Genomic DNA, 15,892 nt, shown 5'->3' with positions numbered 1-15,892 from the left:
AGAGCGTTTGGGTTTTTGGTGCGGTAGGTGAGAGAGCGTCGTGGCGGGGTCAGGGGTGGTCGCCGTATGCCGGGCCGTAGTGCACCACGATGGTCCGGCGGCGCGTGTCATCGTCGGCATAGGTGACTGTGCTCAGCGGCACGCCGTAGAGGTCGGATAGCGCCGAGTCCGTGAGCAGCTCCGAAGCCTGACCAGTCCGGGCGCCGCTGCGGCCCAGGAGGACCACGCGGTCTGCGAGCTGCAGGGCATGGTCGGGGTGGTGGGTGCTGAGCAGCAGGGCCATTCCGCCGGCCATCAGTTCGCGCAGGACGGTCAGGACCCGGACCTGATTTTTCAGGTCAAGGCCCGTAGCGGGCTCGTCCAGCACCAGGACGGGGGAGCCGGATGCGATGGCCCGCGCGATGAGAATCAGCTGTTGCTCGCCGCCGCTTAGGGTGGGGAACAACCGGTCCCGCAGGCCGCCGGCGCCCACGCGTTCCATCGCCTCCGCGGCAGCTGCCCGGTCCGCAGACCCCGGTGTCCGGAAGACACTTACATGCCTCGCCCGTCCCATCAGAACCATGTCCAGCGCGCGGTAGGCGAAGGCGCTGCCGTGGGCCTGCGGCACGTATCCGGCACTTTCGGTGCGGCGGACCGTTCCCTCTGCCGGTTCGAGCAGGCCGGCGGCACAGCGCACCAGGGTGGTCTTGCCGCTGCCGTTGGGTCCGAGCACTGCGGTGGCCGTGCCGGCCGGCACCCGGAAACTGACGTTCCGGAACAGCCACTCCTTCGCCGTGTAGCCGAAGCCCACCCGCTCCAGTTCAAGCACTGTCCCAGATCCTTTCCCGGTTCCGGCGCAGAAGCAGGAAGAAGGCGGGTGCGCCAATCAGTGCGGTGAGCACTCCCAGCGGAATCTCGCCGGCAGTCGCGGTCCGGGCAAGTGTGTCGACCAGGACGATGTAGGCCCCGCCCAGCAGGAAGGACACGGGCAGCAGTACCCTGTGGTCCGGTCCCACCCACATCCGGGCAAGGTGCGGAACCACCAGGCCCACCCAGCTCACTGCACCGCTGACAGCAACCGCCCCGGCCACGATCAGCGCTACCGCGACCAGCACAACCCAGCGCAGCGGACCGGGCTGTACCCCCAGGGCGGCGGCGTCGTCGTCGCCGAGTGAAAGCACGTTGATGCGCCAGCGCAATAGCAGGAGTATCGCGGCGCCACCCAGGACGGGGACCAGCGCCACCAGGACCTTCGTGAACGTGGCTGTGGCAACGCTGCCAAGCAGCCAGAAGACGATGGCCGGCAGGGTGGTGTTGGGGTCCGCGATGTAGGTGACCAAAGCGACCAGGGCGGAGAAGAACGACCCCGTGACCACCCCGCCGAGCACGATCATCAGCATCGGGGTTCCTGCCCGGCCCGAGGTGATCAGGAACAGCGTGGCGAGGGCAACCAGGCCAAAAACGAAGGAACCGGCGACCAGCAGGAACGTGCCCAGGCCGAGCAGCAAAGCCAGGGAACCGCCGAAGGACGCGCCGGCGGAAACCCCGATGATTTCCGGGCTGACCAGCGGATTGCGGAAGATGGCCTGCAGGGCCGCGCCCCCGATCGCCAGGCCGCCGCCCACCAGCAGGGCGAGCAGGATCCGCGGCATCCGCACGAGCAGAACGACATTCTGCTCCGTGCCGCTTGCCTCGGTGGGGAACGGAACGAGCTGGGCACCGAGGATCTGGACGACATGCCCCACCGGCACGCTGTACCGGCCGGCTGCCAGCGCCAGCAGTCCTGCGGCTGCCAGGAAAACGGCGGTAAGCGCGATGGGCCCGAAGATGGCAGGTTCGCGGCGCCGGTCGAGGGGACCCCGCCCCGATGCCTTCCGGTCAGCCCGCAGGCGGCGGCTGTTCAGGCCCCTGCGGTTAAGGCCCCTGCGGTTAAGGCGCGGAGTCCTCGCTTCATCCAGCATTGAACTGTTGGTAGTGGGCGGACCCGCCGTTTGTCTCAGTCCAGAGAATCTTGTCCAGCTCCTTTGCCGTCAGCTCATGGTTATAGAGGAACCGGAAGTATTCGGTGGCTTTGCCACGCAGCCCCGACTGCTGCCGAGGGAAGGCGATGTCGGCCAGCCAATGCCACATCAGCGGCGACTCCTGGCCGGGCGGGTCCCAGCGGTAGCCGCCGAGCGGCACCTTGTACACACGGCGGGTGCGCACCGCAGAAACGTCCTTCCACACGGGATCGGAGTAGATGTCCTGGGGCATGGCCGCATCGAAGTTGCCCAGCAGGATCACCTCGGGGTCCCAGCGCAGGACCTGCTCGACGTCGAGACCCACCATGCCGGACCCCGGCAGGGGATCGTTGCCGGTGGCTGGGTTGGTTGCCCCCACGAGCTTGATGTAGAAGTCGTTGTAGCTGTTGGCTGCAGCAACCTTCAGGCCGCCGGTGAAGCGGTTGAAGTAGAGAACGCTGGGGCCCTTGGTGCCGCGGCCGGCTGCCAGAGATTTGATCTCCGCCAGTTCCTGGTCGCTGCGGGCCTTGATTTCGGTGGCGCGTTCCGGTTTGCCGAGCATCGCGGCGAACAAGGTCACCCAGGCGTCCACGTCCTCCTGCCTGCCCGTGTTTTTCAGGCCGATCACCTGCAGGCCGGCCTTCTCCAGCGGTTCGATGAGTTGTTCATCCGACCACTGGATGACGACGTCGGGGTTCAGGGCGCGCACGCTCTCAACGTTCGCTGTGAAGTCCTGGGTGGCGATTTCATGCGGCAGGTCCAGGGTGCGGGGAAACATGGTGCCCATGATGCCGTCGCGCATCGCCACCCAAGACACATTGTGCATGGCGGCGAGATGGTCGGCGCTTCGGTCCACGGCCACGAGCAGCGATGCGGAGGGCATGGGGATGGTCACCACGCGGGTGACGGGCTGGGCGAACGTGAGGGTCTTGCCGCGCTGGTCGGTGACGCTGATGTTTTCCGCGCCGGCTTGGGTGCCGCTGCCGGAAGGGGACGACGGCGGTGCGGAGCCGGATGCGCCGCATCCCGCCAGAAGGGCTGCTGAACCTCCCGCCACAAACACCTGAAGGGCCGTGCGTCGGTTCAGATCGGCGACTCCCATGTCTGACCCCCTGAGCTCGGTTCTTCACAGCATCCGCTCGAACCGCATGGCTGTCAACGCTGCCCATCGCAGGCTTCCCATTCGCCGCTTGCCGGGTTGCGGGCTGTCCGGTACTTGCCTGCCACTTGTCGGTGACAGGGGCCGGTGTTACTTTCAGAGGACCCTTGCAGAAGGTGGCCAGCTGATGGTTATCGACGGTGCCCAATTGTTTGTCCGCTATGCCTACCCGCCGAATTCGCGCGGCAGCTGCGGGCCCCCGGACAGTGACGCACTCCTTCACTACGGCCAGTCTGGCGTGACCGACGAGGGCCTGCGCGAATTGGCCAAGGGCTTCGCGGGGGCGTGGCCTTACCTGGAATTGATCGCCGGCTCCCATGGCATACCGGACCCGCTGGACGCCCGCGTCGTCGAGGCATATTGGGTGGGCAACAGCCTGCTGGACTCCGTGGGCATCACCAACATCGGCAACTCCATGGAAGACCGCTTCCGTGCACGCACGGGCAGGCAGTTCCCGCACCTTGTGGAAGGCGTTCTGGCCGGCGGAGTACCGCACCACAGTTTCCATGTCTTCGAGATCTACCCGTGGTTGGGTCTGCTCCGCGATGACCGCCGGTACGCCACAGCGTTGCACGTGCTGGACCGGTGCCGGATCCGGTGGGGTGAGGTGCTGGCTGTCACCGGCGACGACGCAGTAGTGCGTACCTGGCCGCTGTCATGGGATGGAACGACGCTGGATGTGGGCGGCCCGGAGGTGGAGTCGGCCAAGTATGCCGTAAACGGCACCGGCTTCGTGGCGGGCCTCGCGGCAGGGGACGTGGTGTCACTCCACTGGGATTGGGTGTGCGACCGCCTCAGCCCGCATCAGCTGCAGCAGTTGAAGTACTTCACAGCCCGCCACCTCAAGATTGCGAACAGCGGCGTGGAGCACCGTGGCGCAGCAATAGCGCTGGAGCGGTAGAACTGCCTCAGCGTTGCGGATAGCACTGCGCCCGGCGTACAGCGCCCTGCGGCGGCAACCGGACGTAGGCATGGTCCGGACGTAGGCATGGTCCTGGCGGCAGATGCCGAAAGCTATGGTGAGTGCGGCGCCGCGCCGTCCGTATCCTCTGGAGGCTTCACGCCGGTGGAACCGCGCGGAGACGACGTGCCGGTGGGACGCTCAGCCGGAGATTCGTCGGTGCCCGTGTGTTCGCGCCCGGCCTCCGTGCCCTCCTGTTTGATCACGTCCTCACCCCGACGGGTGGTGCTCTCGCCGACACCTCGCGGTGGGGGAGCCGCGTCCTCGGGGGTTTCATCAGAGCCGGGGTGTGCCGGCTCCCTTGGCGGCGGTTCGCTGCCGAACGCGCGCGCCGTGCCCGGGGCTGTCCCTTCGGCCGGCTCGGTCGGAGTGGGTTCATCCGTGGGTGACATCTTGCTCTCCTCGCTGTATTTGTGTTCGTCAGCCGCCTCCGGCTGCCCTGACCGGTTTCTAGCGGGTATCACCTTCGGGTTCTCTGGGGCGACCCATCAGTTCCAGGCCGGTCATTGCCCGTTCGGCGCCTGCGTCGTCGACCCGCTCCAGGGCGAAACCCATGTGGATGAGAACCCAGCTGCCCGGCGCCAGCGGGCCGTCGTCGAGAAGTCCGATATTGATTTTCCGCCGCACACCGGCCACATCAACGAGGGCGAGCTGACCGCCGTAGCCCTCCACGAGCTCAATGACCTGGCCTGGTATTCCGAGACACATGACCGCTACCGCCTTAGGTTCTGATGGAAGAGTGCCGGACACTGTGCCGGGCAACGAGCGAGCCGACGGCTTCCACTGCCCGCGGAACGGCGGCCGCAACCGTGGCGGAGAGGCCGAGGCCTTCTGTCACGTCCGCGGGAACGCAGCCCACCACATAGGTGAGGGGCAGCTCTCCGCCGAGGGACCGGAGGCGGCCAAGGACGGCTACCGGGTCCATGCCATGCGGGTCGAGGGAAGCGGCGCCGTCCAGATCCTCGCTACGTACATGCAGAACCCGGATGCTTCCCGGGGCTGACTCCGAAGGCGGTTCGCGTGCCGCTGACGGGTCCGGGTCCGCTGGTCCCGCTGCGTGCAGGTGCCCGTCAGGCGGCACCGCATCCACGAGCACCAAAACGTCCACGCCGCCCAGCAGGTCGTAGGCCAGATGCATGCCCCGAATGCCGTAGTCGACCACCGTTACGCCCGGCATCGGCAGGGCTGCCTCCGCGGCCAGCCTCCGTGCGACCTCCGGACCGAACCCGTCGTCACGCAGGAAGATGTTGCCCACTCCGGCCACGAGGACACGGACCGCGGGGGAGGTGGTGGGGGGCTGGATGCCGGACGTCACATCCGGCGCACCTTCATGTAGCGCTGGATGTCCGGGACGGAGCGAAGCCCCACGTAAACAGCGCCGAGGGCTACCGCCGCGAGAACCCAAACGGTGGCCATTCCTACAATTCTCATCGCGGGCCTTCCTTTCCATCCTGATCCTGAAACCGGGGACTTGTTCCGGGCGGCATGGGTTCCAACGGTTCAAGTTCTTCCGGCGCGTAGTAGAAGGACCTGCCGTAACCCTCATGGAGGTCCGCAGCCGGGTCCTGCTCGAGCACCAAGCCAACGTGGGTGCTGCCATCGACGTCGAAGTGGACGCTCGTGACGCGCCCCGTTTGCCCGGCAAAAAACAGATCCTGGGCGTCCGCCCGCCGGGTGGGATTCACCCTGACCCGGCTGCCGCGCGACACCGGGACCCCGTTGATCAGGACCGCGTCTTTGTCCGGCTGGACACTGGCGTCCGCCTCGGGGTCCCACCACGGTCTATCACCGGCGGTCTCATCGCCGGGTGTGGCGTAAAGCGGCGGCCCGTCCGACGGCGGACGGCCCTCCGGCGCAGGGCCCGGGTCACCCAGCGCACGGGGATTACGCAGGATGCCATGCAGTTGCTGCAGTTCCTCGGCGGACATCGCTTCGCAGCGGTCGATGATCGCCGCCGCACGCGGATCCGTGGCACGGGCTTCCGCTTTTTCCTCCTCCGTCAGGGTCAGCACCCGCAGCGTGAGGATCTCGTCGATCTCGGTGGAGTCATACAGTGCCACCGAACTTTCCGGCGCTACCGCAGGATGGTCGTAGAGAATGATGGGGGAAACAAGAAGTACGTCCGTCTGGCCTTCCGGACCGGCCAGCACAGGCCAGCAGCGGTGCTGGGAGCACTCCGAGGCGGCATCCTGTGCGTCCTGGGGCGGCTCGAGCAGGGAGAGGAAATCCCCGTCCCTCAGGTCCAACAGCAGGTGGGTACCGATGAACGATGCGGCGATGGCGCTGTGACTGTTGCCCCGCCCGCGGACGTCCGATGCTGCGAAGTCCGTGGCCGTGTTCGCCGCCGACACCCGAAGCCGCACCAGCCGGCCGGTGACGGCGGTGGTTTCAAGCCTGACTTCACCCCGGAGTGCCCGGCGGCGGCGTACCAGCCGTCCGGCGGACTGCCCCGTCGGCCTTCCCCTGCCGTCGGTAAGTTCCTCGATGTCCTGGCCTGCCGGGACCTCCACCGGCACGATCAGCGGTGAGTCGGCCCCCGTCAGCTGCGAGAGCGGAAAGGGCCCCAGGGTTATGTCCTGTTCCACTGCCTCATCCCAGCTGATCCAGTGAGCGGTACCGATGGTGAGCTCATCCACCGGACTGAACCCGCCGCCGTCGTCCGCTTTTTCCGCGGTGCGCGTCTGAAGCTGCAGGAAGCGCAGATGCACTTCCACCTCGGCCTGCGGCCCGCGGCTCAGCAGGCAGTCGGCGTACATGCCGGGTTCTTCCCCGGCACCCGAGTCCGCCGCACCCGGCGGGCCGAGGATGCCAAACTGCCAGCGCGCCTGGTTCTTCTGCGACGAGGCGCGGTAGGGGTACAACAGGTAACCCTCGTAAAGGACGGCATCCGCCACCGCCCTGGCAAGGCTCAGACTCATGTTCATGGGACCAGGCTTCCTGCCACACCGTCTCCGGCCGCGCCGTCGCCCGGCACCCGGGCGGCCGCGCCGTCGCCCGGCACCCGGGCGGCTGCAGTAGCCAGCAGGCTTTCGACGGCGGCATCCCACGATGTGAGGCCGCGTGCGGACTTGTACTGCGCCAGGGCGGCCAGCACGTCCCGGTCCAGCCGGACCCAGCCGGCATTCGGGAAATACTGGTCCATCAGCCGGCGCCAGGCATCCACAGGCAGCCGGTAGGAAGCCTCGCGGTCCCAGGGCACTTGTTCTACGCCGAACCCCGTCTGCCCCTTGGTGAAGACGGTGCCGGAGAACAGCAGCTCCAGCGGAATTTCGCCCTCGCGGAGGGCATGCAGGTACTTGGCCGCGGCAACGTCGAAGTCAAAGGTGCAGGGCAGCGGCAGGTCGAATTCGGTGCTCCCCGTGAAGCCCTGCACCATGGTGCTGCATTGCATCCAGAGGAAGGACTTGAGGGTTGTGGGCCACCGGCCGCGGCCGCCGAAAAGGTCGAGCAGCCCTTGCTCTTCTTCGTCCGCGTACCCGCGGCGCTGCGGGAGAATGCGGACCTGGCACCGCAGGGCGATGGCGTGCACGGCGGCCCCGGTGACCTCGGTCAGCCGCAGCCGGGCTGTAAGTTGTGGTGCCGCCGCGTACGGCTCGGGCCGGATATCAACGACGGCGAACATCAGCTCGGTCACGGGAGGCCTCCGGGCACGGGTTTGCTGCGGCTGCTGATCCGGCTGAAGAACGCGGCGAGCTGGTCGCGGGCCTCCTGGCCGCCGTCGAAACCCCGCCAGCGGCGGCGGAGCGGGCCGACCAGTTCGTAGCACGCATCGACGGGGACAAGGTGGCAGTCTGCCTGCGGTTGCGTGGGCCCGGGACCGCGGATCAGGAGGGCTTCGGTGTCCGGGGCGGCCAGGGACAGCGCGGGATTGCGCGCGAGCACGGCGTCCCAGGCGTCCAACGGCAGCTCCGATTCGGTGGCCCCGGCGGGCCCGGGGTAGAAGGCGACGGTCCGGTCAAGCCTGGAGCTGCGGAAGAAGAAGGCCAGGCCCACCGGAATTTCCAGTTCATCCCACTGTCCCGGGCCCAGCTCGAAGTCGGGAAAGGAGAAGTATCTGTCCGGTACCGAGCGGTAGCGGAGGTGGGCGTTGCTGTCGGTGAAGAGGAGATAGCAGGGGCGGCAGGTGCACATCATGGCGTGGCTCTCGAGGTCCACCACGTGCTGGTGCACGTCCGCGATGGGCTCACCGCACATCTCGCAGCGTTCACCGGGCGGGCCTGCAGGACGGCTGGCGGAGATCCTGCGGAGCAGGGCCACCGGCAGGCCGCCCGAACTGCCGGCGCCGACAGGCCGGGTCAGCCGCCCGGTCCCCATCTCAGCCGCCCTGCCCGGAGGCGACGGGTTCGGCGGCGACCTGCCCGGAGGTGGCGGGTCCGGAAGTGGCCGGTACGGCGACGGACATCACGCCGCCCCGGACCAGCAGGGGCAACGGCTCCAGGTGCAGGTTCCTGTCCTCGAGGCACGCACCGGCCTGCCTGACATCGAAATGGCCGCGGCAGGTCGGGCAGCGCAGCAAACCTCCGCCAACTGGCGCCGCGAGGGCACGCTGCAGCGCCGCTCCCGCCATCGAACCGGTGCAGCGCGGGCAATAGTCGCGGTAGGCGTACACGTCCTGGCCGGTCCGGCAGGCCAGCACCGGGTAGCCGCCGACCAGGAAGCCCGCAACGTCGCCGGGTTCCAGCCCGGCGATCTCGGGGACAGGTTCCCAGGAACCGCCGGGAAGGTCCCGCCAGCCATGCCCGGCTGTTGCCTCCGCGGGATGGTTCATCCGCACCAGCAGCGCATCCACCGGGATCAACGCAGGCGTGGCAGCCTGCTTCTCCTGCTCGACGACCTCGATGGCCGTCACCTCCGGCGCGGCGGATTCAATCGCCTCCTCGACGGCGAACTTGAGCGTGACGGACGACGACGGGCAGCCCTGGCAGGTGCCGAGCAGCTTCAGCCGCACCACGCCCTCCGGGCTGATATCCATCAGTTCGACGTCACCGCCATGGGACCCAAGATACGGCCGGACGCTGTCCAGCGCCGCGGCTACACGGGCTTCCATGGACTGCGGATGCAGCCCGTGGATCACCAGCAGGCTGGACACGAGGTCGTCGGATGTCAGCGCCGCGAGGGTGCCGTCGTCGAGTTTTCCGCGTTCGTCGAGGATTTCCAGCATCCGTTCCAGACCCGAGCCGTACAGGTCCGTCACCTCGCGGACCAGGTCCTCGGCGCGCTCGCGGGCAACTGCGCCGCCGGCGCCGAGGGCGTCGAGGAGGGTGCCGATCCGGTCGCCCGTCTGCCGCGGCCGGTCCCCGCCGTGCATGGCCGTTACTCGCCGGTCAGGGTCTGGGTGGGTGAGTGCATCGTCTCAAGTGTTTGGCCGTTGCCCAGATACATGTGGACGCCGCAGGGGAGGCACGGGTCAAAGCTGCGGACGGTGCGCATGATGTCGATGCCTTTGAAGTGTTCCCGGTCGTTCTCCTCGAAGATCGGCTGACCCTGCACGGCATCCTCGTATGGGCCGGCCACGCCCGCCGAGTCTGTGGGGCTGGCGTTCCACGGCGTGGGCGGGTAGGGATGGTAGTTGGCGATCTTGCCGTCGCGGATCACCATGTGGTGCGACAGGACGCCGCGCACAGCCTCGGTGAAGCCGCAGCTGATTGCTTCGTCCGGGACCTCGAAGGTTTCCCAGGTCTTGGTGTGGCCGGCGCGGATTTCCTCCAGTGCCTTTTCCGCGAAGTGCAGCGCGGCTGCGGCGGCATACGCCTGGAAGTAGGTGCGGGCCCGGTTGCGCTCCAGCGTGTTGCTCCACTGCGGGATGTTCCACTCGAAGGAAACAGGACCCTTCAGCGCGGTCTTGGGCAGGTTGATCTGGACGCTCGTGCCGGTGGACTTGATGTAGCCGATGTCCACCAGCCCGGCCAGCGCCGTTGCCCAGAGGCGCGCCAGCGGCCCGCCGCCGGTGTCCAGCGCCAGGTTGTTCTGGCCGTCAAACCAGCGCGGGGACATGACCCAGCTGTACTTTTCCGCGAGGTCCCGCTTCTGCGGCCGCGGATTGGTGTGCTGGTTCCAGGGATGCCGCCGGTCCACCGGGTTGCCCAGTGGATCGTGGGTCACGAACATCTCCTGGTCTTCCCAGTCCTCGTAGTAGGAGGAGCCAAGCATGATCCGGATGCCCAGGTTGATCCGCACCAGGTCCGTGGTGACCAGGTTGCCGTCCACCACGACGCCCGGGGTGACGAACATCTTCCGGCCCCATTCGGTCATGTCCTTGTACTCGAAATTGCAGTAGTCGGGGTCCTGGAGCGAGCCCCAGCAGCCCAGCAGCGTGCGCCGCAGCCCCACCTGTTCGTACCCCGGCAGCGCCTCGTAGAAGAAGTCGAAAAGGTCGTCATGCATGGGGACGACTTTCTTCATGAACTCCACGTACCGCATGAGCCGCGTGATGTAGTCCGTCATCAGCTGGATGGTGGCAACTGTACCCACGCCGCCCGGGTAGAGCGTGGAAGGGTGCACGTGGCGCCCCTCCATGAGGCAGAACATTTCGCGGGTTGCCCGGCTGACCTGCAGCGCCTCCCGGTAGAACTCGCCGGTGAAGGGGTTCAGCGAGCGCATGATGTCGGCGATGGTCCGGTAGCCGTGCTCGCCCTCGTGCGGTGCCCGGGTGTTTTCCGCCTTGGCCAGGACGCCGGGGTTGGTCTCGGACACCATCTTTTCGCAGTAGTCCACGCCCACCAGGTTTTCCTGGAAGATGTTGTGGTCGAACATGTACTCAGCCGCTTCGCCCAGGTTCACTATCCACTCACCCAGGTTTGGCGGCTTCACCCCGTACGCCATGTTCTGCGCATAGCAGGAACAGGTGGCGTGGTTGTCCCCGCAAATTCCGCAGATGCGGCTGGTGATGAAATGGGCGTCCCGGGGGTCCTTGCCCTTCATGAAGATGGAGTAGCCCCGGAAGATCGAGGACGTGCTCTTGCACTCCACCACCTGGTTGTTCGCGAAATCGATCTTGGTGTAGATGCCGAGGCTGCCGACGATCCTCGTGATCGGGTCCCAGGCCATCTCCACCAGGTTGTTGTTGTTGTCCGCGCCGCTCCGGGAAGGCATTGGAATCGTGGAGGTCATTTTTCTCGCCTGTCTGGAAGTGGGTGGTTACCAGGTGCGCTGCGCGCCGGTAAGGAGCTCGCGTCCGGGCCGGCGCCATTTCGGCTCCTGGTCCAGGGTGTGGGTGGTGATGCCGCGCAACGCCCGGATGGCGGATCCGTAAGGCCGGATGGTGTTGGTGGAGAGTTTTCCGCCCGGAGGCTCGTCCATGAAGGGCATGAACTTGTCCGGGAAGCCGGGCATAGTGCAGCCGATGCAGATGCCGCCGACGTTCGGGCAGCCGCCGATGCCGTTCATCCAGCCCCGCTTCGGTACGTTGCACTTGACCACCGGGCCCCAGCAGCCGAGTTTGACGATGCACTTGGGGGAGCCGTATTCGGTGGCGAAGTCGCCCTGCTCGTAGTACCCGGCACGGTCGCAGCCCTCGTGGACTGTCTTGCCGAACAGCCAGGTGGGCCGGAGCGCGTCGTCCAGCGGAATCATCGGTGCCTGGCCAGTGGCCTGGTACAGCAGGTAAGTCATGGTCTCGGAGAGATTGTCCGGCTGGATCGGGCAGCCCGGGACGCAGACAATCGGGATGCCTGCCTTCGATCTCCAGTCATAGCCGAGGTAGTCCGGGACTCCCATGGCGCCTGTTGGGTTCCCCGCCATCGCGTGGATCCCGCCGTACGTGGCGCACGTGCCGGCCGCAATGATTGCGGTGGCTTTCGGCGCCAGGCGGTCCAGCCATTCGCTCGTGGTGATGGGCTGGCCCGTCTCGAGATCGTTGCCGAACCCGCACCAGTAGCCGCCGGGGTCGTGGAGTTTTTCGTTGGGGATGGACCCCTCGACCACCAGGACGAACGGTTCCAGTTCCCCACGGTCCGCCTTGCGGAACCACTCCAGGAAGTCGTCGGCTCCTTCCTGGGGTCCGCACTCGAAGTCGATCAGGGGCCAGTGCATGGCAATCCGCGGCAGACCGGGCAGGGCGCCGAGGGCGATCTCTTCGACGCTGGGCTGTGTGGCCGCCGTCAAGGCAACTGAATCGCCGTCGCAGCTAAGTCCGGCGTTGATCCACAGCACGTGAATAAGGGCTTCTTCGGCCTTGATGGATGCTTCGGTAGGCATCGGTGCCTCTTTCGGTGGCCCGTGAGGGCTCAATGTGCGTCTGTCAGAGATTCAGTCAAGGGGTCTGACCGGGATGTCGAACCGTCCAACCAGCCGTACCAGGCAGCCAGGCCTTCGCCGGTGGCGGCCGAGACGGTCAGGAATTCGGCCCGCGGGTTGACCTGCCGGATGCGGCGCAGGCACTCGTCGACGTCGAAATCGACATAGGGGAGCAGGTCCGACTTGTTGACGATCACGAGGTCGGCTGCCATGAACATGTGCGGGTATTTCTGCGGTTTGTCATCACCTTCCGTTACCGAAACGACCACGACCTTGGCAGTTTCGCCAAGGTCGAAAAGAGCTGGGCAAACGAGGTTGCCCACGTTTTCAATAAAGACTGTGGAGCCGGTTTCCGGGTCCAGGGCGTCCAGTCCGCGCCGGAGCATGTCGGCATCGAGATGGCAGCCGGCCCCGGTGTTGATCTGGATGACCGGACGGCCCACTGCGCGGATCCGGTCAGCATCCAGGGACGTTTCCTGGTCCCCTTCAATGACGCCGGCCTGCAAGTGCTCGCCCAGGTCCGTGAGCGTGCGGACCAGGAGCGTTGTCTTGCCGGCGCCGGGCGAACTCATGACGTTGAAGGCCCGGATTCCGCGGCCGGCAAGCCAGCCGCGATTCCTTGCCGCCAGCAGGTCATTCTTGGCCAGCAGGTTCTGTTCGAGTGAGATGGTCTCAGGGTGGCAGAGGGCATGCTGATGGCCGGGGTGTTCGTGCTCGTGTTCGTGCTCGTGTTCGTGCTCGTGGCCATGCTCGTGCTCGTGCTCGTGCTCGCGTTCGTGCTCGTGGCTGTGCCCGTGCTGATGCGGATGCTCATGCCCGTGGGTGTGGTGGGGTTCCTCGAGGGTTGAGACCCTGGTGTTCGCCTCATCGCCGCAGCCGCATGTTGTACACATCTATTACGCCACCTCCACAGACAGCACCATGAGTTCGCGGCCACTGAGAACTTCGACGTCCGCACTTCCGCAGGGGCAAAGCAGGATCAGGTCGGCAAGTTCGAATTTTTGGGCGCAGGTCCGGCAGCGGGCCAGGCCCTGAGGTTCATCGATCTGGAGCCGGGCGCCGGCCAGGGGCGTGCCGGCGGAAACAATGTCAAAGCAGAACCGCATGGCGTCCGGAAGCACGCCGGACAAAGGTCCAATTCGAAGGTTGACGCCGGTTACTGTCCGTTCCCCGGTGCGGTCCAGAACGGTGTCAACAAGGCTCTGCGTGATAGAGAGTTCGTGCATGGCGGCACTCCTTCCTGCCAAGATAGGCTCGCCGCGGATAAAGCGCAACCATCCAAAATGACTCCGGCGTATACTTCCGCTACATAGCGAAGTCATCCCAGCAGTCTGCATCGCATGTGGAACCCGAGGCTCGAACCATGAAGCAAACGGTGGCTGCGCGCTCGGCCCGCAGACGCGGCGGCCGCCGCGACCTGACGGGCCGGGAGTGGGCGTCGATCGGCGGCATGACGGCGTTCGTCGTGCTGCTGCACATCCTGGGCTGGGGCGTGCTGGCGGGTGTGGCGGCGCCGGAAAACGTCCAGTCTGGATCCGCCGGGGCGTTCGGCATTGGCCTCGGAGTTGCGGCCTACACCCTCGGCCTGCGCCACGCTTTCGACGCTGACCACATTGCGGCGATCGACAACATCACCCGCAAGCTCTGCGGCGAGGGCAGGCGCAGGATGTCTGTCGGATTCTGGTTTTCCCTAGGGCACTCGAGCGTGGTGTTCGGCATGTGCGCCCTGCTCGCGGCGGGCATCCGCAGCCTGACGGACCGGAGCGCGGCCGAAGCCACCGAAATCCACTCGGCACTTGGACTGATCGGCACCACCGTCTCGGGCCTGTTCCTTTATTGCATTGGCATCCTGAACCTCGGTGTCCTGCTGGGCATCCTTAAGTCCGTCCGGCGCATGCGCCACGGCGAAGACGGTGAAACCGAAGCGCAGGAGGTGTCCGGCGGCGGCCTGTTAATCCGGGTATTTGGCCGGGCGACACGGTTGATTACGCGCTCCTGGCAGGTGTACGGAGTGGGGCTGCTGTTCGGGTTGGGGTTCGACACCGCCACAGAGGTCAGCCTCCTGATTCTCGCCGGCGGAGCGGCGGCCTCCACCCTTCCCTGGTATGCGATTCTGACGCTGCCCGTGCTGTTTGCCGCCGGCATGAGCCTGCTGGACTCCATCGACGGCTGCTTCATGAACTTCGCCTATGGCTGGGCGCTGTCCAGGCCCGTCCGCAGGATCTATTACAACATCGTCATCACGGGACTTTCCGTCGCCGTCGCACTGGGCATCGGCTCCATCGAACTCATTTCCATCTTCGTGGAAAAGGCCGGGATAAGTTCGGGGCCGCTGGCTGCCATCGGCGGGCTCGACCTCAACTCGGTGGGATACACGGTCGTCGCTTTGTTCGTCTCGACCTGGATCCTTGCGCTGGGAGTCTGGCGCTTCGGCCACATCGAGGAGCGGTGGGCGAGTCCCGTCAGGAACGGTGACGCCGGCCAACGCAGCTAGCGGGCGGCGGCGCCAGCCCCCGGCAGGTGTCCACGGGAGTTACCTGCCAGTTCGCGCTGACGCTAGGGTGGATCCCATGCCGTCGTTCCAGACCAGACTCAAGATCACCGGGCTGAAGCCGGGCAACCCTCCCGAGGCCGTCATGGCCGCCGCTGTGGAGGCCCTGGGCACGCGCCATCACGTGGAATCGAATCAGCTTGACCTCGCGGGCGGCGTGCCGCAACTGAACCTTCGGTTCCTCGTGGAGGCCACCGAATACAGCGGTGAGAACAGCCAGGCGCTGGAATCGGCAGCAATGATGCGCGACGCCGTCGAACGCGTTGCGGTGACTGGCTCGCTTTCGGTGCTCCGCCGCAGCCGCGGCCGGTGGGCGCCCGTCTGACCGTAGCGGCCCCTGCCGTTTAGGGGGCAGGCTCTGCCGGACCGCCCGGTTCGTCCACCGGGGACCGGCTGCCGCGGCGCCGGGTGGCGATAATCCCGACGACGGCGCCGATCACCAGGCCTGCGGCCACCCCGATGAGCGAACTTGCCCAGAAGGGAAGCCCAGTGGTGGAACCGGTGAAGTAGCCGAGTCCCACGAGCCAGGTGGCCCAGAGCACCGCGCCCAGCCCGGCGCAGAGGCTGAAGCCGCGCGTCGAGACGTCTGCGATCCCGGCGGCAGCGGACGTCGCGAGCCGTCCGCCGGGAATGAACCGGGCACCGATGATGGTGCCGTACGTCGAGGATCGGCCCGCTTTGGCAATGGCTTCGTGGATGCCGTGGTGTATTTTCCGGCCCCACCGCCAGTGGTCCAGGACATGGCTCAGCCGGCGTTTGAAGAGCTGGAACACCACCACGTCGCCCACCCAGGAGGCTGCAGCAGCCAGCAGGCCGATCACGAACAGGTTGGCGCGGCCCTCGGCGGAGAGTGCGCCGCCGGTGATCAGGACCATCTCGGACGGGATTGGCGGGAAGATGGCGTCGCCGAGTACCGCCGGAATGATCCAGAAGTAGATCGCGGCTCCCCAGGTGTCCGCGTTGCCGAAGTCCATTGGCACAAGGTACCGCACTTGCGCGTCAGGACT

General features: G+C 66.6%; 19 protein-coding genes. 3 read left to right on the top strand and 16 right to left on the bottom strand.

All coding sequences use genetic code 11. The annotated features are described in order from the left end of the window. Positions 1-49: 49 nt before the first annotated feature. From AC1DD3_RS09030 to AC1DD3_RS09020, 3 genes are read right to left on the bottom strand one after another with little or no spacing between them, the layout of a single operon-like run. Positions 50-808, bottom strand: coding sequence for an ABC transporter ATP-binding protein (locus AC1DD3_RS09030; RefSeq protein ID WP_476881476.1), 759 nt, complete (start codon positions 806-808; stop codon positions 50-52). After that, positions 801-1,940, bottom strand: coding sequence for a FecCD family ABC transporter permease (locus AC1DD3_RS09025; RefSeq protein WP_230118762.1), 1,140 nt, complete (start codon positions 1,938-1,940; stop codon positions 801-803). Before AC1DD3_RS09025 ends, AC1DD3_RS09030 begins: the two co-directional genes overlap by 8 nt. Beyond that, positions 1,930-3,081, bottom strand: a complete 1,152-nt coding sequence (locus AC1DD3_RS09020) for an ABC transporter substrate-binding protein (protein ID WP_476881475.1) — start codon at positions 3,079-3,081, stop codon at positions 1,930-1,932. The genes AC1DD3_RS09025 and AC1DD3_RS09020 overlap by 11 nt, the downstream gene beginning before the upstream one ends. A 184-nt stretch (positions 3,082-3,265) precedes the next feature. Between AC1DD3_RS09020 and AC1DD3_RS09015 the strand changes: the two genes are divergently transcribed. Then, positions 3,266-4,039 (top strand): DUF6390 family protein, encoded by a 774-nt coding sequence (locus AC1DD3_RS09015; RefSeq protein WP_230118764.1) that lies wholly within the window; start codon positions 3,266-3,268, stop codon positions 4,037-4,039. A gap of 113 nt (positions 4,040-4,152) precedes the next feature. Here AC1DD3_RS09015 and AC1DD3_RS09010 read toward each other — a convergent pair whose 3' ends face one another. Genes AC1DD3_RS09010 through AC1DD3_RS08955 form a run of 12 tightly spaced genes read right to left on the bottom strand, consistent with a single transcriptional unit; the run spans position 4,153 to position 13,560 of the window. After that, complete coding sequence (locus AC1DD3_RS09010; RefSeq protein ID WP_476881474.1) at positions 4,153-4,491, bottom strand: hypothetical protein; 339 nt, start codon at positions 4,489-4,491, stop codon at positions 4,153-4,155. A 58-nt stretch (positions 4,492-4,549) separates the two neighbouring features. Continuing rightward, positions 4,550-4,807 (bottom strand): HypC/HybG/HupF family hydrogenase formation chaperone, encoded by a 258-nt coding sequence (locus tag AC1DD3_RS09005; RefSeq protein WP_476875111.1) that lies wholly within the window; start codon positions 4,805-4,807, stop codon positions 4,550-4,552. A gap of 13 nt (positions 4,808-4,820) precedes the next feature. Continuing rightward, on the bottom strand, positions 4,821-5,414 hold the full coding sequence (locus tag AC1DD3_RS09000; protein WP_230118767.1) for a hydrogenase maturation protease: 594 nt from the start codon (positions 5,412-5,414) through the stop codon (positions 4,821-4,823). Beyond that, the gene (locus tag AC1DD3_RS08995; RefSeq protein WP_476875113.1) at positions 5,411-5,530 is read right to left on the bottom strand and encodes a DUF6893 family small protein; all 120 of its coding nucleotides are present in this window, start codon (positions 5,528-5,530) and stop codon (positions 5,411-5,413) included. Before AC1DD3_RS08995 ends, AC1DD3_RS09000 begins: the two co-directional genes overlap by 4 nt. After that, entirely contained in the window at positions 5,527-7,023 is a 1,497-nt protein-coding gene (locus AC1DD3_RS08990) for a hypothetical protein (protein ID WP_230118768.1), read from the bottom strand. Before AC1DD3_RS08990 ends, AC1DD3_RS08995 begins: the two co-directional genes overlap by 4 nt. Then, entirely contained in the window at positions 7,020-7,733 is a 714-nt protein-coding gene (locus AC1DD3_RS08985; protein WP_230118769.1) for a DUF6084 family protein, read from the bottom strand. The genes AC1DD3_RS08990 and AC1DD3_RS08985 overlap by 4 nt, the downstream gene beginning before the upstream one ends. Beyond that, complete coding sequence (locus AC1DD3_RS08980) at positions 7,730-8,413, bottom strand: DUF5947 family protein (RefSeq protein WP_476881473.1); 684 nt, start codon at positions 8,411-8,413, stop codon at positions 7,730-7,732. The genes AC1DD3_RS08985 and AC1DD3_RS08980 overlap by 4 nt, the downstream gene beginning before the upstream one ends. Before the next feature lies 1 nt (position 8,414). After that, positions 8,415-9,407 carry a NifU family protein gene (locus AC1DD3_RS08975; RefSeq protein ID WP_476881472.1) on the bottom strand — a complete coding sequence of 331 codons (993 nt, stop codon included), beginning with the start codon at positions 9,405-9,407 and terminating at the stop codon, positions 8,415-8,417. A gap of 5 nt (positions 9,408-9,412) precedes the next feature. After that, positions 9,413-11,209, bottom strand: a complete 1,797-nt coding sequence (locus AC1DD3_RS08970) for a nickel-dependent hydrogenase large subunit (protein ID WP_230118772.1) — start codon at positions 11,207-11,209, stop codon at positions 9,413-9,415. Between the two features lie 27 nt (positions 11,210-11,236). Continuing rightward, entirely contained in the window at positions 11,237-12,295 is a 1,059-nt protein-coding gene (locus tag AC1DD3_RS08965) for an NADH-quinone oxidoreductase subunit B family protein (RefSeq protein WP_230118773.1), read from the bottom strand. Between the two features lie 29 nt (positions 12,296-12,324). Continuing rightward, a complete protein-coding gene (gene hypB, locus AC1DD3_RS08960) occupies positions 12,325-13,227 on the bottom strand; it encodes a hydrogenase nickel incorporation protein HypB (protein WP_476881471.1) in 903 nt (300 codons plus the stop codon). A gap of 3 nt (positions 13,228-13,230) precedes the next feature. Continuing rightward, the gene (locus AC1DD3_RS08955; protein ID WP_230118775.1) at positions 13,231-13,560 is read right to left on the bottom strand and encodes a hydrogenase maturation nickel metallochaperone HypA/HybF; all 330 of its coding nucleotides are present in this window, start codon (positions 13,558-13,560) and stop codon (positions 13,231-13,233) included. Positions 13,561-13,697: 137 nt separating this feature from the next. On the opposite strand from AC1DD3_RS08955, the gene nicT reads away from it, so the two are divergent. After that, positions 13,698-14,828: a Nickel transporter NicT gene (gene nicT / locus AC1DD3_RS08950; protein WP_230118776.1), complete on the top strand. Its 1,131-nt coding sequence runs from the start codon at positions 13,698-13,700 to the stop codon at positions 14,826-14,828. Between the two features lie 76 nt (positions 14,829-14,904). After that, positions 14,905-15,210 (top strand): hypothetical protein, encoded by a 306-nt coding sequence (locus tag AC1DD3_RS08945; protein ID WP_230118777.1) that lies wholly within the window; start codon positions 14,905-14,907, stop codon positions 15,208-15,210. Between the two features lie 19 nt (positions 15,211-15,229). Here AC1DD3_RS08945 and AC1DD3_RS08940 read toward each other — a convergent pair whose 3' ends face one another. Further along, positions 15,230-15,859, bottom strand: a complete 630-nt coding sequence (locus tag AC1DD3_RS08940; protein ID WP_230118778.1) for a DedA family protein — start codon at positions 15,857-15,859, stop codon at positions 15,230-15,232. Positions 15,860-15,892 lie beyond the last annotated feature (33 nt).

It is taken from the genome of Arthrobacter sp. 05T444 (genome assembly GCF_056395905.1).
This window is presented reverse-complemented; position numbering and strand designations above follow the sequence as displayed.

What these genes read in the sequence shown, in the direction of transcription:
- AC1DD3_RS09025 (WP_230118762.1), bottom strand. Translation starts at nt 1,940, where the DNA reads ATGCTGGATGAAGCGAGGACTCCGCGCCTTAACCGCAGGGGCCTTAAC.
- AC1DD3_RS09020 (WP_476881475.1), bottom strand. Translation starts at nt 3,081, where the DNA reads ATGGGAGTCGCCGATCTGAACCGACGCACGGCCCTTCAGGTGTTTGTG.
- AC1DD3_RS09015 (WP_230118764.1), top strand. Translation starts at nt 3,266, where the DNA reads ATGGTTATCGACGGTGCCCAATTGTTTGTCCGCTATGCCTACCCGCCG.
- AC1DD3_RS09010 (WP_476881474.1), bottom strand. Translation starts at nt 4,491, where the DNA reads ATGTCACCCACGGATGAACCCACTCCGACCGAGCCGGCCGAAGGGACA.
- AC1DD3_RS09005 (WP_476875111.1), bottom strand. Translation starts at nt 4,807, where the DNA reads ATGTGTCTCGGAATACCAGGCCAGGTCATTGAGCTCGTGGAGGGCTAC.
- AC1DD3_RS08995 (WP_476875113.1), bottom strand. Translation starts at nt 5,530, where the DNA reads ATGAGAATTGTAGGAATGGCCACCGTTTGGGTTCTCGCGGCGGTAGCC.
- AC1DD3_RS08990 (WP_230118768.1), bottom strand. Translation starts at nt 7,023, where the DNA reads ATGAACATGAGTCTGAGCCTTGCCAGGGCGGTGGCGGATGCCGTCCTT.
- AC1DD3_RS08980 (WP_476881473.1), bottom strand. Translation starts at nt 8,413, where the DNA reads ATGGGGACCGGGCGGCTGACCCGGCCTGTCGGCGCCGGCAGTTCGGGC.
- AC1DD3_RS08975 (WP_476881472.1), bottom strand. Translation starts at nt 9,407, where the DNA reads ATGCACGGCGGGGACCGGCCGCGGCAGACGGGCGACCGGATCGGCACC.
- AC1DD3_RS08970 (WP_230118772.1), bottom strand. Translation starts at nt 11,209, where the DNA reads ATGACCTCCACGATTCCAATGCCTTCCCGGAGCGGCGCGGACAACAAC.
- AC1DD3_RS08965 (WP_230118773.1), bottom strand. Translation starts at nt 12,295, where the DNA reads ATGCCTACCGAAGCATCCATCAAGGCCGAAGAAGCCCTTATTCACGTG.
- hypB (WP_476881471.1), bottom strand. Translation starts at nt 13,227, where the DNA reads ATGTGTACAACATGCGGCTGCGGCGATGAGGCGAACACCAGGGTCTCA.
- AC1DD3_RS08955 (WP_230118775.1), bottom strand. Translation starts at nt 13,560, where the DNA reads ATGCACGAACTCTCTATCACGCAGAGCCTTGTTGACACCGTTCTGGAC.
- nicT (WP_230118776.1), top strand. Translation starts at nt 13,698, where the DNA reads ATGAAGCAAACGGTGGCTGCGCGCTCGGCCCGCAGACGCGGCGGCCGC.
- AC1DD3_RS08945 (WP_230118777.1), top strand. Translation starts at nt 14,905, where the DNA reads ATGCCGTCGTTCCAGACCAGACTCAAGATCACCGGGCTGAAGCCGGGC.
- AC1DD3_RS08940 (WP_230118778.1), bottom strand. Translation starts at nt 15,859, where the DNA reads ATGGACTTCGGCAACGCGGACACCTGGGGAGCCGCGATCTACTTCTGG.